General features: G+C 51.7%; 7 protein-coding genes. 5 read left to right on the forward strand and 2 right to left on the reverse strand.

What is annotated here, in order from left to right; all coding sequences use genetic code 11:
* Nucleotides 1–22: 22 nt before the first annotated feature.
* Both Q0577_RS00100 and Q0577_RS00105 read right to left on the reverse strand, forming a co-directional pair.
* Nucleotides 23–2,758, reverse strand: a complete 2,736-nt coding sequence (locus Q0577_RS00100; protein WP_298731576.1) for a hypothetical protein — start codon at nt 2,756–2,758, stop codon at nt 23–25.
* A 15-nt stretch (nt 2,759–2,773) separates the two neighbouring features.
* On the reverse strand, nt 2,774–5,389 hold the full coding sequence (locus Q0577_RS00105) for an alpha-L-fucosidase (RefSeq protein WP_298731577.1): 2,616 nt from the start codon (nt 5,387–5,389) through the stop codon (nt 2,774–2,776).
* 406 nt (nt 5,390–5,795) lie between these two features.
* On the opposite strand from Q0577_RS00105, the gene Q0577_RS00110 reads away from it, so the two are divergent.
* The 5 genes from Q0577_RS00110 to Q0577_RS00130 are packed head-to-tail and all read left to right on the forward strand — an operon-like array spanning nt 5,796 to nt 16,255.
* Nucleotides 5,796–9,005, forward strand: a complete 3,210-nt coding sequence (locus tag Q0577_RS00110; RefSeq protein WP_298731578.1) for a TonB-dependent receptor — start codon at nt 5,796–5,798, stop codon at nt 9,003–9,005.
* Nucleotides 9,006–9,025: 20 nt separating this feature from the next.
* Nucleotides 9,026–10,801 (forward strand): RagB/SusD family nutrient uptake outer membrane protein, encoded by a 1,776-nt coding sequence (locus Q0577_RS00115; protein ID WP_298731579.1) that lies wholly within the window; start codon nt 9,026–9,028, stop codon nt 10,799–10,801.
* Nucleotides 10,802–10,841: 40 nt separating this feature from the next.
* The gene (locus tag Q0577_RS00120; protein ID WP_298731580.1) at nt 10,842–12,539 is read left to right on the forward strand and encodes a polysaccharide lyase; all 1,698 of its coding nucleotides are present in this window, start codon (nt 10,842–10,844) and stop codon (nt 12,537–12,539) included.
* Nucleotides 12,540–12,554: 15 nt separating this feature from the next.
* Nucleotides 12,555–13,145 carry a DUF3826 domain-containing protein gene (locus Q0577_RS00125; RefSeq protein ID WP_298731581.1) on the forward strand — a complete coding sequence of 197 codons (591 nt, stop codon included), beginning with the start codon at nt 12,555–12,557 and terminating at the stop codon, nt 13,143–13,145.
* Nucleotides 13,142–16,255, forward strand: coding sequence for a DUF6298 domain-containing protein (locus Q0577_RS00130; RefSeq protein WP_298731582.1), 3,114 nt, complete (start codon nt 13,142–13,144; stop codon nt 16,253–16,255). The genes Q0577_RS00125 and Q0577_RS00130 overlap by 4 nt, the downstream gene beginning before the upstream one ends.
* Nucleotides 16,256–16,276 lie beyond the last annotated feature (21 nt).

Here is a 16,276-nt window from a genome sequence, read left to right on the forward strand (position 1 = left end):
ATAGCTACGGCCTGTATAATTATTAATTGAAGAGCTGCTCCAGTGTGCCACTCGTTGTACCCTCCTCCTGCTGCTGGCCGTCCATAAAGCCAAGAATGAGGCAAGCGCCTTTGCCTAAAACAAGGGTGTGCTGGCCAGCGGGGAAGTAGTAGGTGTGTATGTTCACGGATGGCTGGCCGTGCAGCTGTATGGCATTGGTGAGGCGTACAGCTGACTGTCCATGGTTGTCGGCGCTGGCGTCTGTTTCAAGATCGGGTGCTTTCAGGTAGGCGGGGTCTTTAGATTGAAAGAAGCCAACTACTACCTTTACGGGCGTCTCGCTGCGGAACCGGAGGGTGGTGCCTTTTTCCAGCTGTTGCTGCCGGGAGAGCTGTATGCCCCTCAGTTGGCGCAGCGCCGGAACCAGGGAGGTGATTTTCAGTGGCTCATCGGCGTATACCCTTGATCCTGTTTGCGGTTGATAGTAACCGGGCACGGGATGCAGAAGGGTAACGGTTGCGGGGCTTAATACCTGGGGGCTTCCAGTCCCTTTGTTATTACCGTGGCGTAGTGAAGCCAGGTGGGCTTTAAAATGGCGCAGCTCTGCTTCATAAAAGGGTAGCAGTTCTGTCCAGGTTTTGTTCTTGCCGTCGGCGCCGCTAACCGGCACTTTTCTTTGCTGGGTTTGCATGCTGTTGGCATACAGGTAGGTGTTCCTGGTAAGGCGTTCCAGCTCCCTGAAATGATGCAGGCTTTGTTCCAGCCAGGGTAATGCTTTTTCCAGGTCGTGGATATCGTGAGAGTACTGGTACCGTAATACCAGCAGGGCTGCCTGCACTTTGGCGGCAAAGTGATGGGCCAGGGCCTGGTAACAATACATATCATTCCTGATACGTGCAAATTCATCCCCAGCATCCTGTACGCTGCCGGCGGCCCGCTCTATAGCAGCTACTGCGAGGTCGCCATGCCGGGTTACTTCCTGTATGATCTGTACAGGTGTTTCTCCTGTATGTGTTTCGCGTTTCCATTCTTTGACGGCATATTCGGTGAGCGTTTCGCCTTCAGGGCCGTCAGAGTTATAGAGGTCTGGCCATACCCGCCACCTGGACGGGTTAATGAGCTGGCTCATAAGCATGCCAAGTGTAAGCGTTTGGCGGTTACCGTTAGTGATGCCGAAGCGGCGTAACAGTTTAGGCGCTATTTCGCCTGATTGTTCATAAGCTTCCAGTATATGTTTCCCGGCGCCGGTGCCAAATATGCTGTCGAGCCGGGTGCTCCAGTACTGGTCTTCCTTGCTGCGGTCACGATGACAGTTCCAGGCGTAGCGCGCCCAGGCTTCGTACCAGAGCCAGTCGCGTGCAGTCTGCAGTAAGCGTGGCGATGCTTTGTCTGCCGTATAGGGCCAGTCCCAGTAAGCTGACTCCGGGTACAGGTGAAGGCCGTTGGCGCCATGTATATTATGCATGGCCTGTACGCTCTTTTGTATAAAGCTGGTGGCGCCGTAGCGGAAAGGTTCCAGGTTGGCCAGTATATGTACATTGTCAATATGGGCGGCGGCCAGGCGGCTCATATCCTGGTGCATAGCCGCCCAGGGACCTCTGGGCGTATAGGTGGTCAATGCTTCGCCATTGTATTTGCCCATGGTATACAGGTTGGGGTAAAGCGGGCGGGCCGCCTCCATCACCAGTTGCGGGTTGCTGTCATGACTGCGCAGCACAATCGGCGGAAGGTTGTTTTGTCCCAGCTGTTTCAGCCCGTCTTTAACGCCTGGTATGATCGTTTTTGTAAACCATTCCACGTCCATCTCATCACCTTCCATTGCTTCGCCCAGTGTGACCAGTAACCCCACGTTAGGATATCTGGCTACAAAGGCGGCGATGGATTTGCGGGTGTAATCTGCTATCAGCGGGGTGATAGGGCGTTTACGGTCCTGCGTGGCAAGCCCGTGTTTTTCTGCAAAAGGTTTGGAGAGGATGATGTTGTAGAACATCTGTATCACCCATATACCGCGGCGGTCTGCCTCTGTGGTGAGAAAACGGTACATCTCTTCGTTGCGGCGGAAAGTGGCGCTGTCTACTTCTACGGCGTAGGGATAGTCTTCCAGTCTTACCAGCGATGCAAAGGGATGGCCGTTCCAAAGGTAGAGTGAATTCATGCGGTTGGCAGCCAGCATGTCCAGGTACTGTATCCACAGGGTTTTATCGTAGAACCAGGGAAATTCCTCCGGGGTATACGGATACTCATATACGGTTCTTCCGGGCAGGTATGTGGTTTTCTGAATGCCAACACAGGTGCCGCGCAGTACCATTTCCGGCTGATCACTGAACTGAAGGCTGCCGGGCAGCTTACCGTTCAGGCGTACCTGTTCTGCCAGTTCAAGGCAGCCATAAAGTGTGCCGCTGGCGTCTGCCCCGCCAATAAGCGTATAGCCCTGCGTGGTGCTGATGGTGAAGCCTTCCTTACCCGGCTGGCTTTTTACCGGCAGGTGGTATTGCCGGATAGCTGCTTGTATCCTTTCCTCTTCCAGTAATCCTATGATGATGACTGCTCCTTTACCGGCTGTGGTCCTGCCGCTGCCAAGTTGTACTTTATAACCTGCTGTTGCAAGCGCTTTGCTTAATTGCGACACGCCGTATTGTATACGTGGATGGGTTTTTTCAGCGGTCAGCAGTACAATGCTGCTGTCGGCTGCCGCTTGCATGCAGTAGCTGTGCAGCAGCAAAGCGGATAGTAAGATGACAGATTGCCGTATGTAGCTGTATATCTTTCCTGTTCGCATGTTCTCTTTTTCTTTTTATTTCAGAGTGCTGGTGATCGCGGCTAATGCCTGCCGGTTGAGTTTTACCTGTACCATTCCTATCGGGTGAAAACGCTGCTGGTTGTTGATGGCTGCGTAGAGGATGGTGTAGCGGTCATTACCTTCCGGTATCAGGCAAAGCGGTGTACGCATAATATCCCACCATTTCTTTACCCTGGTGTGAATGGGAATGTAGCGTGCGGGGCTCCAATGCAGCCCGTCTCTGGAAAGCGTATACCCCATCATGTTAGGCAGGTGCAGCCCGAAGCCTTCGGGCCCTCCGTCAAATACAGCGATGTATATGCCATTTGGTAATTTGCTTACAATGGGGTTTTCCACAAAATAGGGATGTATGGATGTTACCGGGTTCACCGTAGTATCCAGGCGGGTCCAGGGCCCTTCAAGGGAGGCCGCACGGGCCAGGCCGATGAACCAGCCTTTGCCTGTTTTCTCCGGATAATCTGCTGCTTTGGCGTAAGGGTACGCGCCTGCGTAAAAGCCCAGCCACCCATTGCCAACAGGGTAGGGGAAGAAGGAGGCTACGCCCTGGCGTCCTTCCCACAGCTGGCTGTCCATCCCCGGTTCCAGGATAATGTCTTTATCAGTATACGGACCGCCAATGCCGTTAATACCTGCTTTTACAGATTCGCTTCTCCATATCCTGCCAAAGCAGTGATTAGGTTCTATGTCCTTATGAACGGTATAGGCCAGGTAGTAGCCATACCAGCGCTGATGTACGGTATCGTAAACAGGCATGAAAGACCAGAGCGCGGCGCGGCGATCGTTCAGCGGGTTATCATCTGCTGTAAGCGCGTACTGGCCGCTGGCCTGGTAAATGGTAGATTCCCGTTTCCAGTGGATGGCGTCTTTACTGCTCCAGTGCCCTATGCGGGTTTTCACACGGTCATAGTAAGGTGGTATGCCGGCTTCCCCGGCTCTTTCTGTCGGGAACATATGATATACACCGTTGATCTTTACACAGGCGCCTCCTTCAAACCCTCCCTGTATGCCTTCGGTGCCGGGCATACCTTCCTGTATTACAGGTGTTGCTGGTCCGCCGATGATGTCAAACAGTGGTAACTCATCAGAAGGTAAAGGGGAACCTGCCTGTGCATGGTTCCCCTGCGGCCCGGGCGTCTGCTGCCCAATGCCGTTCACGTTATGAATGGAATGCTTCGTTATAATTCTGAATACGTAGGCAAAGTCGGATGGTATCCTTGTTTTTGCGGGGATGGTGATGGAAAGCCCCTGTTCATCCAGCTGGTAGGGACAAGCCTCCAGGGCTTTCAGTCCGAGCAGTTGCAGGGATTGCACTTCCCCGATGGTGTTGCTGTTAAGTGCTGTTAGCTGCACTGTTTTTCCATCTCCCGGCCAGTCCAGGAAGATGGCATAGAGTGTATCTCCTTTCCGCGTATAGTGCACTTTCTGTCCGCTGGAGGTGGTTTCACCATATACGTTAAAGGGGCGTGTGTTATAAATGCCTTCTCCAAATGCCCACATCCATTTGCCTACCCTGAACATTACTTCCTGCTGGTCTTGTGGAATGCTGCCGTCTGCCTTAGGTGAAAGGTTGAGCAACAGCTGTCCGTTCTTGCTTACGACTTCAATGATCTTGTGGATGATTTCGCGCGGTGTGCGAATGTCCATTCCTTCTGTATAACCCCAGGAGAGTGCTTTGCCACTGCCGATGGAGTAATCGCAGAGCCAGGGTTTTTCTATAATACGATCGGGATTGGTATTCTCATGGTCCAGCATACCAATGCCATCAGGTATATCATTGCCTTTGTAGGTCATGATCACTTCCTGTCCGCGTTGTTCCGCGCTGTTGAAATAATGCGCTAGGTATTGTTTGATGTATTGTTCCGGTATCTGCTCCAGCCAGGAGTCAAAGTACATGATGTCCGGATGGTATTTGTCTGCCACTTCATTGCACTTGCCCATCCACATGTTGAGCCATTGTTCATGGGGCATGGGGGTGCCATATAGTTTGGCATATTTAGGATTGGCCGCAGCCCATCCGGGTTTGGGCTTTACATAGCCGTAGTTCAGTTCATGGTGCAGGGATACAAAAAATTTCATACCCCTTTTGCGGATGGCTTTTTCCAGCTCGCCTACCACATCGCGGTGAGGCCCCATTTGTTTGGCATTGAAAGGTGTGAGCTGACTGTCCCACATGGAAAATCCATCGTGATGTTCGCCTACCGGTCCGGCAAAACGCGCCCCGCTTTTTACAAAAAGATCGGCCCATTCATCAGCATTAAAATGTTCGCCTTTGAACATCGGGATGAAATCATGGTATCCAAACTTACTGAGCGGCCCATACAACGCCTGGTGCCGCTGATAGGTGCCTAGTTTTGAATAGCCGGAATCTGCGTGCATGTGAGAATAATAATGTTCATTATTATAGGCTGGCACGGTATACACGCCCCAATGGCAGTAAATGCCAAATTTAGCGTCACGTATCCACTCCGGCACTTCGGTATGCTGTTGCAACGAGCTCCAGTCGGGTTGGTAAACAATCTTCTTTTGTGCGGAAATATCCTGGTAGTAAGTACCCGCCAGCAGCAGACATAGTAAAACATGCCGGCAGGTGTACAGCAAAGCATTCATCATAACCTGGCTTGGGACAGCAGCGGGATCATAACGTAATGAGAAGATCCAGGTTAATTGCAGAAAGGTACATCATAATTTCCAAGTATACTATACTATGATACCTGTTTTTTGGATAATTTGTCAATGCCAACGTTGCCGGCAACGATTGCGTAAAAAAAACGGTGACTTCGTGCCGGATGTAAATGAAAATTGCTGTAGCTTGATCCCGGGATTAATACTTCTGCGTATACGGAAGTAAACCGGAGCAAAAGACAGCATCTCCGGTTGTAAGGGGAAGGTCATAAAAAATTCCATGAGTTATGAAGAAATTATCGCCAATGAGTGTCAGCATTTCTTTAATTGTCTGAAAGACACAACAAGTATCAACCTATTCTATTATTCCAAGTTCCACTAAATCATTAGAAAAATGATTACAAAACTACTTTCAGGTAAGCGCATTACCACAGGGGGGATTATGCTGTGGCTGATGCTGATCATTACCGGCGCCTGTCCACGTTTGACGCTTGCCCAGACACCTGATCCTGTCGCCACACAGGGAAAGCCTATGCCTGTTACCGTAAAAGGAAAAGTATTATCAGAAGAAGGAGAGGAAGTACCGGGTGTTACCGTACGGGTAAAAGGTGTACAGAAAGGAACCGTTACCGATGCAGATGGCAACTACACTATACAGGTGCCCGACGGAAAAGCAACACTGGTATTTTCATTTATCAGCCATGCCCCGCTGGAGGTGCCGGTGAACGACCGCTCTGCGGTAAATGTTACCCTGAAGAGCAGTGTAACATCCTTAAATGAAACGGTGGTAGTAGGTTACGGCACCCAGCAGAAGACACATTTAACCGGTGCGGTGGCTACGGTGAATGTAAAGGAAATTGAAGATCTTCCCCTGGGAAACCTGGGCGCTACGCTCCAGGGCAAACTGCCGGGCGTGAGCGTGAGCGGTGGTAACGGCCGCCCGGGCGATGCAGGGGTGATCACTATCCGCAACCCGGTGATCTTCTCTAAAGACGGTGGCACTACCAGCCCGATATACGTGATCGATGATGTGATCAGAACGCAGGAAGATTTCAACCTGCTGGATGCGACAGAGGTGGAAAGCATTTCCGTATTGAAAGATGCCGCGGCAGCGGTGTATGGGGTTAACTCATCACAGGGCGCTATCGTGGTAAGAACCAAAAGAGGAAAAGCCGGTAAGCTGGTGATCAACTATAATTCTTCCGTTGCCCTTAACCAGGCAACCTCGTTGCCAACCATGATGAATGGCTACGAGCATGCCCGGTACATGAACGATATTTACTTCGCAGACGGGAAAACCGCAGACGATAACCAGGTATATACACCGGATGAACTGGAACATTTCAGGAATAATAATTACGACTGGCTGCGCCAGGCATGGAAATCTTCCCTGGTAACCCGCCATGCATTTAATGTAAGCGGTGGTACGGAGAAGGCTACCTTTTTTGCCGGTGCCTCTTACTTCTACCAGAATGGCAACTTCGATAATATCAAGAACGATAAATGGACCTTCAGGGCCAGCGGCGATGTGAAACTGGCTACCGGACTGAAAATGGGCTTGTCTGTGAGTGGGGATCTTTCCAATACCAAATTATACCTCATGAAGGTAGGATCTGAGAATGTGGAGAATGATATGAGAGGCCTGCTGTACACACCGCAGTTCACACCGCCTTACGTGAACGGCTATCCTACGCAGCTGAGCAGCAGCAGCAATACCATTGACGCTTTTCACTTCTTCGAGGTACAGAATCTGAGCAACTATTCTCAAACCCGGGGCAATGGCCTCAATGTAGTGGCCAACCTGGAGTACCAGCCCACATTTATCAAAGGGCTGACTGCAAAGGTGCAGTATGCTAAACTGATGGATAATGTCTTTCCCAAACAGTTCGGTACCTACTATTATGTATATGCCTTTGATATGGAAGGCGGCCATAATCACATTTATGCAGGAGATCCTATTAAGACGGTGCGCGTAAAGAACGGCGGACGTGTATACTTTAAACCATCGTATGCAGACCGTTATCAGCTCAATGCCTATCTTAACTACGCCCGCAAATTTGGTAAACATGATATTTCACTGCTGGCGGTAGCAGAGCAACGCGAATATTCATATGACGATGTGCAGGCCTATACAGAAGATCCTACCGATGGCGCACCTGATATCTCCAGGTTTGCTTTCGGTAATATGAATGTGTGGGAAACCGCCAACGAAACCGGCAACCTATCCTATATCGGCCGCGCCAACTACGCGTACGACAATAAATACCTGCTGGAATTTGCCTTCCGCTATGATGCCTCCACCAACTTCGCACCGCAATACCGTTGGGGCTTCTTTCCCTCCCTGTCACTGGGATGGGTGGTGTCGCAGGAAGGCTTCTTCCAGCGAAACGTTCGCGCGTTTGATTACCTGAAGCTGAGGGCTTCTGCCGGTCACCTGGGTGGCGATGCAACCAAACCCTGGGGATATTTGCAGCGGTTTACCCCCAGCCAGACTTCCGGCGCCGTCTTTGGCGGCAACAGTAACAAGTCCGTAGGTACCAAACCGGAATCATTGCCCAACCCTGCAGCACGCTGGGACGATGATCTGAAATTCAACTTTGGTATTGACGTCAAGGCCTTGAACAGCCGCCTCTCTGCCACCGTGGACGCCTTCTTTGATCATCGCTATAATATGCTGACCAGCCTCACGGCCAGTGTGCCGCTGACGGTAGGTTCCAACATCGCGGCAGAGAATTACAACACGGTGAATGCCTACGGTTATGAGCTGTCGCTGGGCTGGAGCGATCGTATCGGCAGGGACATCAATTATTATGTAAACGGTTTCCTTAGCTGGAGCGATGCCAAAGCAATAAAAGTGGATGTAGACAAAGGTATTCGTGGTACATGGGAAGACCCTAATGGCTATTCAATGGACAGGGGCGTGAGAGGGTATCACTACCTCGGCATGTTCCGCACACAGGAAGAAGTAGATGCTTTCCTGTCTAAGAACCCGGACTACAAGGTATTCGGGAAAACGCCCGAGCCCGGAATGCTTTACTATAAAGATATCCGTGGACCAAAAGATCCGCTGACCAATCAATATGCTGGTCCTGATGGTGTAGTGGATGAGAATGATGAAGACTGGATTTCTAAAAAGGCCAATAACCATTATGGTTTCGGTCTTTCCATCGGCGCAGGTTACAAAGGGTTCCGTATTGATATGGTGATGTCGGGCGCATTCGGCGGACAGAATGTGGTTGAAAGCGATGCACGTAAACAGGCTACTGTCACCTCTAATCGTCCCGCCTTCTGGAACGATCACTGGACGCCGGAAAACCCGGATGCAAAATATCCTTCTCCTTATTTCGACGATCAGTACGACCGCACGTCTGCTTTCTGGTTCAGGAACTCCTTCTCTTTCAGAATGAGAACACTTAACCTGTCGTATACTTTCTCGCCTTCTCTCGCGAAGAGCATCGGCTTCCAGTCGTTTAAAGTATACCTGGCGTGTACCAATCCTTTTAACTTCTATAATCCTTACGATTATAAAGATAATGCGCTGGGGTCTTACGCTGTATATCCGCTGATGAGAACGATGGCATTCGGCCTGAACGTTAGTTTATAACTCTGCCAAAATCAATGATCATGTACAAACGTATTCATATATTCATATTCGCAGGGCTGCTTTTGTTAACTGCTTCCTGCAGCAAGGTGCTGGATAAAAGAGACCTGGGCTCCCTGCAGGCCAACCTTGTGTTTAATGACTCGGTGCTTGCGCGCACCTACCTGGATTATCTTTATGATCAGAATTTACCTTCCTGGGGTGGTACCTGGGGTTCCAGCAGTAATCTCTCTGATGAATCTTATGGTGAAAGCAAATATTTTGAAGGAAGTTTGCTGGTGAATGATGTAGCCGATTTCGGCACCAAGCTGGATGCCAATAATAACTACGGGAAAATAAGGGCGCTGAACCTTTTCCTGCAGGAAATAGACAAAGGCACCATCTCACCAACCTGGAAGGCTACACTGAAAGGACAGGCGTATTTTCTGCGTGCATGGCGGTATTTTGAGCTGGTAAAGCTTTATGGCGGTGTGCCCCTGATCCTGGTACAACAGGAAGCCGTAGGGGAGGAGGCAAAAGATAATGCTTATGTGCCACGTAGTAAGACATCAGAATGTATCGCACAGATCCTGAAAGACCTGGACGCTGCTATGGCTGTGCTGCCTGCCAGGTGGCCCAATGGGGCTGCTGACTGGGGCCGTATCACCAGTGCAGCAGCGGCAGCTTTGAAAGGCAGGGTGCTTTTATACTGGGCCAGCCCGGAATTTAACCCCGCTGGTCTGGCAGACAGGTGGCAGGCTGCCTATGATGCATGTAAGGCGGCCAAAACATTGCTGTCTGCCAATGGGTATGGACTGCACACTTCTTTCAGCCAGATGTGGTTTACAGAGGTGAATAATCCTGAAGCCGTATTCGTTACCTGTTTCAACAATGCCACCGGCGATCAGGCAAGAAAGAACAACGGTTACGATAACAGCACACGGCCTTCCATTAACGGTACCGGCGGCGGATCTAACCAGCCTTCAAAAGAACTGGTAGATGCTTTCCCGATGAAAGACGGGAAGAAGCCCGCTGAAGCTTCTGCAGATTATCCCTATGATCCACAGCTGTTTTACAGGAACCGTGATCCCCGTTTTGATGCCACTATCGCATTCAACGGGGTGAACTGGCCGCTCAACGGTGTATCCGGCTATAAGCTATGGACGTATACGGCAGATGGAAAAACCACTGAAAAAGGAAAGGCATCCAATACCGCTTTTTATTGCCGTAAGGCGATCGACCCGAAACCGGCTACGGGTGAAGTACAGTACTCCGGTACAGACTGGATGGAAATCCGTTATGCAGAAGTGCTGCTAAACCTGGCAGAAGCGGCTAACGGCATTAACAAACCATCTGAGGCCTATGATGAGCTGATCGCCATCCGCCAGCGCGCCGGCATCCTGGCAGGGGATGACGGACTATATGGTTTGAAACCCGCAATGACCCGTGCAGAAATGTTTGACGCGATCCTCGATGAAAGACTGTACGAATTTGCTTTTGAAGGTAAACGTTTCTGGGATCTTCGCCGCTGGAAACTGTTTGAAACCAAACTGAATGGTAAGAGACGAACCGGCCTGACCATTAACCTGAAAACAGCTATCATCAGTGCAGCTGATTTTGAAGCACAACGCGATACCGTTACTCTGGACAGGGCCTACAGGGAATACTTTGAGCTCAAGCCTAAAGAAATGGATACTAAATACGCTATCGGCTGGAAACCTGAATACTATTATTTCCCTATACCTAAATCAGCGTTGGATAACAACCCGCTGCTGGTTCAGAACATAGGATGGGGCGGTAATTTCGAACCGGCACAATAATGATAAGAAATTGGAACCCATGCTTAAAAAGGACAACAACATGCGGAAGTTTTTTGCAGTGGCAGTAGCCTGCTTGATCACAATGGGATTGGTACAGCCGCTAATGGCGCAATATCCCACCATACCAGCGCGGATACAGGATTCCAGTGATGCCGCGCTGAAAGAAGCCCTGCGCCTGTCTGACGAGGCCTGGAAAAAGGCACTGCCCATCATCCGGGAAGACGCCAAACACGGCAAGCCTTATGTGCCCTGGGCATCCCGGCCCATAGACCTGCCGCAGGCAGACATTCCCGCCTTTCCCGGTGCGGAAGGCGGCGGGGCTTTTACAGCAGGCGGCCGTGGCGGTAAGGTATACGTGGTGACCAGTCTGGAAGACCGTGGCCCGGGTACCTTACGCGAGGCCTGCGAACAGGGCGGCGCCCGTATTATTGTTTTCAATGTAGCGGGTATTATCCGTTTGAAAAGTCCGCTGATCATCCGGGCGCCTTACATCACCATTGCAGGGCAGACGGCGCCCGGAGATGGCGTATGCATAGCCGGCGAATCCGTATGGATCAATACCCACGATGTGATACTCCGTTACCTGCGCTTCCGTCGTGGTGAAACGTTTGTAGCGCGCAGGGATGATGCGCTTGGCGGTAACCCGATCGGCAATATTATCATCGACCATTGCTCTGCCAGCTGGGGCCTGGACGAGAACATCTCCATCTACCGTCATATGTACGATCCCGGCGATGGATCAAAGGAACAGAAATTGCCCACGGTGAATGTTACCATCCAGAACTGTATCTCTTCAGAGGCGCTGGATACCTATAACCATTCTTTTGGCAGCACCCTGGGCGGAGAGCACTGCACCTTCATGCGGAACCTCTGGGCCTGCAATACCGGGCGTAACCCCTCTGTTGGCTGGTACGGCTGCTTCAATTTTGTGAACAACATTGTGTTCAACTGGCAGCACCGCACCATGGACGGCGGCGATTACCGCGCCATGTATAACGTGATCAACAACTACTACAAGCCCGGACCAGTTACACCGAAGGATGAGCCGGTAGGACACCGTATTATAAAGCCGGAATCAGGCCGCAGCAAATATCCTTTCAAGGTATATGGCAGGGCCTATGTGAATGGCAATATCATGGAAGGATATGATAAGATAACAAGGAATAACTGGGAAGGTGGCGTACAGGTGGAGAACCTGCAGGATGCAGGTCCGAACCGTGATGATATGCGCGTAGAGAAACCCTTTCCCATGCCGGCTATCACTGTGATGACGGCAAAGGAAGCCTACGAATACGTGCTGGATAATGCAGGCGCCACACTTCCTAAACGCGATGCGGTAGATACCCGTGTGATAGAACAGGTGCGTACAGGTGAGATCCGCTACAAGGAAGGAACAGATAACAGCATTGGCAGCGAATTCATAAAACGCCGCATGCCGAAAGACTCATATAAGGATGGTATTATATCCGATATCAGCCAGGTGGGTGGCTATCCGGAGTATAAAGGAACACCCTATAAGGACACCGATAACGACGGTATGCCCGATGAATGGGAGCGGAAGCACGGACTGGATCCCCATGATGCGGCCGATGCGGTAAAGGATATGAACGGAGATGGGTACACGAATATTGAAAAGTTCATCAACGGGATCAACCCGCAGAAGAAGGTGAACTGGAAAGATCCGAAGAATAATTTTAACACCCTTTCAGGAAAAATAAGCGGTCAGTCTGGCCGCTGATAACAATCTGCTGGTATGCAAAAGATATGCTTTTTACTTTTAGCGGGATGCCTGTTCGCAGCGATCCCGGCCATGGCTCAGACGCCGAAGGCGCAGGATACTGCCTACGTGCGTGTGGTTACACAACGTGCGGAGAAGATCGTAACTACCCTTGGCCTTACTGACGCAGCCAGAGCCGCTGAAGTACGGGATATTATAGCAGGGCAGTACCTGCGGCTCAATGAGCTGGATGCTGTATCGGATACCACCGGCAAGGCGAAGCGGCTGCAGCAGCTGCATAACGATTATCTCGCGAAGCTCTCTGCCAGGCTGAATGCACAACAGGTGAACCAGGTAAAGGATGGCATGACCTATGGTGTGCTGCCGCTTACTTACAGGGTGTATACGGACATGCTGCCCGATCTTACGGAGCAGCAACGGGCGCAGATCATGGCCTGGCTGGTGGAAGCAAGGGAACATGCTATGGATGCAGGCTCCTCTGAAAAGAAACATCAATGGTTTGGAAAATATAAAGGCCGGATCAACAATTATCTTGCTGCCGCCGGTATTAACATGAAACAGGCGGAGCAGGACTGGAAGAAAAGGCGGGAGGCAGGATCGAAATGAAATTAACGACTAGCTTATTTACTGTTCTACTGGCTGTTAACGCATATGCCCAATCGCCAAAACAGCCCAAGCCACTGCCGCCGGTAAGTCTGAATACCGGCGGCACACTGGTGTATACGCCTGATCCGCAGGGCAACCGTATACCCGATTTTTCTTATTGCGGTTACATGGCCGGAGAACAGGCCATCCCGGATGTTCCCGTGCGCGTGGTAGTGCCCCTGGTAAAAGGGGATGCCACGGCAACCATACAGGCCGCGCTGGACCAGGTGTCTGCACTGCCGGCTGATAAGCAGGGCATCCGCGGAGCGGTGTTGCTGCAGAAAGGGCAGTATGATATTGCAGGCAGTCTTCGTATCCGCGCGTCCGGTGTAATACTGCGGGGCAGCGGTATGGGCGGATCAGGTACGATACTGAACGGTACAGGATTTGACAGGCAAACGCTGATACGGATCACAGGTATTAACAACCGTTCCCTTTCAGCGCCTGCCAGGATCACCGATACCTATGTACCAGTGAATGCACAAACCCTGCACGTAGATCATCCGCAGCAGTTCAAAGCCGGTGATAAGGTGATCGTGCACCGGCCTTCTACCATAGCCTGGATCAAATTACTGGGAATGGACCATTTTGGCGGGGGCATTACCGCCCTGGGCTGGAAACCCGGTGAGCGTGATATTGACTGGGACCGTACCATCACTGCCGTAAATGGCAGCACCATTACCCTGGATGCGCCGCTGACCACTGCGCTGGACACTGCCTATGGCGGTGCAACAATAGCAACATACCAGTGGCCGGGCCGTATCATGAACAGCGGGGTAGAACACCTGCGTTGCCGTTCCTCCTATGATCAGCACCAACCCAAAGATGAAGATCACCGCTGGATGGCCATCACTTTGGAAAACATCGCTGATGCATGGGTGCGGCAGGTTACCTTTGAGCATTTTGCCGGTTCGGCAGTAGCGGTGCTTGAAACTGCCAGACGGGTAACGGTGGAGGATTGTATCTCGCTTGCACCTGTGTCTGAAATTGGCGGGCAGCGCCGTTATACTTTCTTTACCAGCGGCCAGCAATGCCTTTTTCAACGCCTGTATGCAGAACATGGCTATCACGATTTTGCCGCAGGCTTCTGTGCCGCCGGACCAAATGCATTTGTACAATGCGAAGCACACTTACCATTTAACTTCAGCGGCACTATTGACAGCTGGGCCTCCGGTGTATTGTTTGATATTGTTAATATCGACGGACAAGCCCTGCGCTTTGGCAACCGCGGACAGGATGGCCAGGGCGCCGGATGGTGCGCTGCCAATAGTGTACTGTGGCAATGCAGCGCCGCCCGCATAGATTGTTACCGTCCTCCCGGCGCCAATAACTGGTGTTTCGGCGCCTGGGCGCAATTCCAGGGAGACGGCTACTGGGAAGCATCTAACGAACATATTCAACCGCGCAGTTTATACTATGCGCAGCTGGCAGAAAGAGTAGGGAAGGAGGTATTGCAGCGCGCACAATTGCTACCTGTTGGATCGGAAGCATCCAGTAGTCCTTCTGTACAGGTAGCCGCAGCCCTGACCACCGCTGCCGCCCAACCACTGGTACAACTGAAAGACTGGATCGCTAATAGCGCCACACGTAATCCGATCCCCACACAAACCGCGGGCGCTCAAACCTTCAAACCGTCAAACTCTCAAACCCTTCAACCTTCAAACGGCGCTGCCCCCATGCATTTGTCCAACGGCTGGCTGCTGCGTGGTAAAGCTGTGCTCACCGGCTCGCGGCATGAAGTGTCCTGGTGGCGTGGCAACGTACATCCTGACGGTATAAAGGAAGCATCGCCCCACATCACCCGTTTTGTACCGGGACGCACTGGTACGGGGCTCACAGATGATCTGCCCGACGTAAGCAGGTGGATGAAGGAACATCATATTGTAGCACTGGAACACAATTACGGGCTCTGGTATGAGCGCCGCCGTGATGATCATGAGCGTGTGCGCCGTATGGACGGTGAAGTATGGCCGCCTTTTTATGAACAGCCTTTTGCCCGCAGCGGACAGGATGCCGCCTGGGATGGGCTTAGCCGTTATGACCTTACAAAATATAATCACTGGTACTGGCTGCGCCTGAAGCAGTTTGCCGACCTGGCAGACCAGGAAGGATTGGTACTGGTGCATCAGCACTATTTCCAGCACAACATTATTGAAGCAGGGGCGCACTGGGCGGATTTTCCCTGGCGTTCTGCCAACAATATCAACCATACCGGCTTTCCCGAACCGCCTCCCTATGCGGGCGATAAACGCATTTTTATGGCCGCTCAGTTCTACGATGTAAACAACCCGGTGCGTCGCAAATTGCACCGGGCTTACATCCGCCAGTGCCTGGAGAACTTCGGCGGCAACAATGGCGTTATCCAGCTGATAGGGCAGGAGTTTACAGGTCCTTTGTCTTTTGTGCAGTTCTGGATCGATACCATCCTTGAATGGGAAAAAGAGACCGGCAAACCCGTAACAGTGGGGCTCAGCGTAACAAAGGATGTGCAGGATGCGATCCTCGCTGACCCGGTGCGCTCGCGCGCTATATCGGTAATAGATATACGCCAGTGGCATTACCAGCCGGATAGCAGCCTGTATGCGCCGCAGGGCGGGCAAAACCTGGCTCCGCGCCAGCATGCCCGTTTGCTCAAACCCAAACGCAGCAATTTTGCACAGGTATACCGGGCAGTACGTGAGTACCGGGATCGTTATCCCGCTAAGGCGGTTACCTATACAGCCAGCGCCTATGATGAACAGGCCTGGGCGGTGTTTATGGCGGGAGGCTCGCTTGCAGGTTTACCTGCGATAGCAGATACGGCTTTCCTGCAGGCGGCAGCAGCGATGCAGCCGGTAAATGGACCTGCAGGGGAATATGTGCTTGGCAATAAAGGGAAGGAATATATTATCTACAGCACGGGTATTGCAAAGGCAGACCTCCGTAATATGAAAGGATCCTGTACAGTAACATGGATAGATCCAAAGGATGGCCGTCTGATCAAAACAGCCAAGGTGAGTGGTGGGAACCAGGTAGCACTGGATAACCCGGGTACAGGCCCGGTGGTGGCGTGGATCAGGAAGGCGTTTTGAGTGGAGGTATGGAGGAAGGGG

The sequence above is a fragment of the uncultured Chitinophaga sp. genome (genome assembly GCF_937898475.1).
Classification (GTDB): Bacteria; Bacteroidota; Bacteroidia; order Chitinophagales; family Chitinophagaceae; genus Chitinophaga.

What these genes read in the sequence shown, in the direction of transcription:
- Q0577_RS00120 (WP_298731580.1), top strand. Translation starts at nt 10,842, where the DNA reads ATGCGGAAGTTTTTTGCAGTGGCAGTAGCCTGCTTGATCACAATGGGA.
- Q0577_RS00125 (WP_298731581.1), top strand. Translation starts at nt 12,555, where the DNA reads ATGCAAAAGATATGCTTTTTACTTTTAGCGGGATGCCTGTTCGCAGCG.
- Q0577_RS00110 (WP_298731578.1), top strand. Translation starts at nt 5,796, where the DNA reads ATGATTACAAAACTACTTTCAGGTAAGCGCATTACCACAGGGGGGATT.
- Q0577_RS00130 (WP_298731582.1), top strand. Translation starts at nt 13,142, where the DNA reads ATGAAATTAACGACTAGCTTATTTACTGTTCTACTGGCTGTTAACGCA.
- Q0577_RS00100 (WP_298731576.1), bottom strand. Translation starts at nt 2,758, where the DNA reads ATGCGAACAGGAAAGATATACAGCTACATACGGCAATCTGTCATCTTA.
- Q0577_RS00105 (WP_298731577.1), bottom strand. Translation starts at nt 5,389, where the DNA reads ATGATGAATGCTTTGCTGTACACCTGCCGGCATGTTTTACTATGTCTG.
- Q0577_RS00115 (WP_298731579.1), top strand. Translation starts at nt 9,026, where the DNA reads ATGTACAAACGTATTCATATATTCATATTCGCAGGGCTGCTTTTGTTA.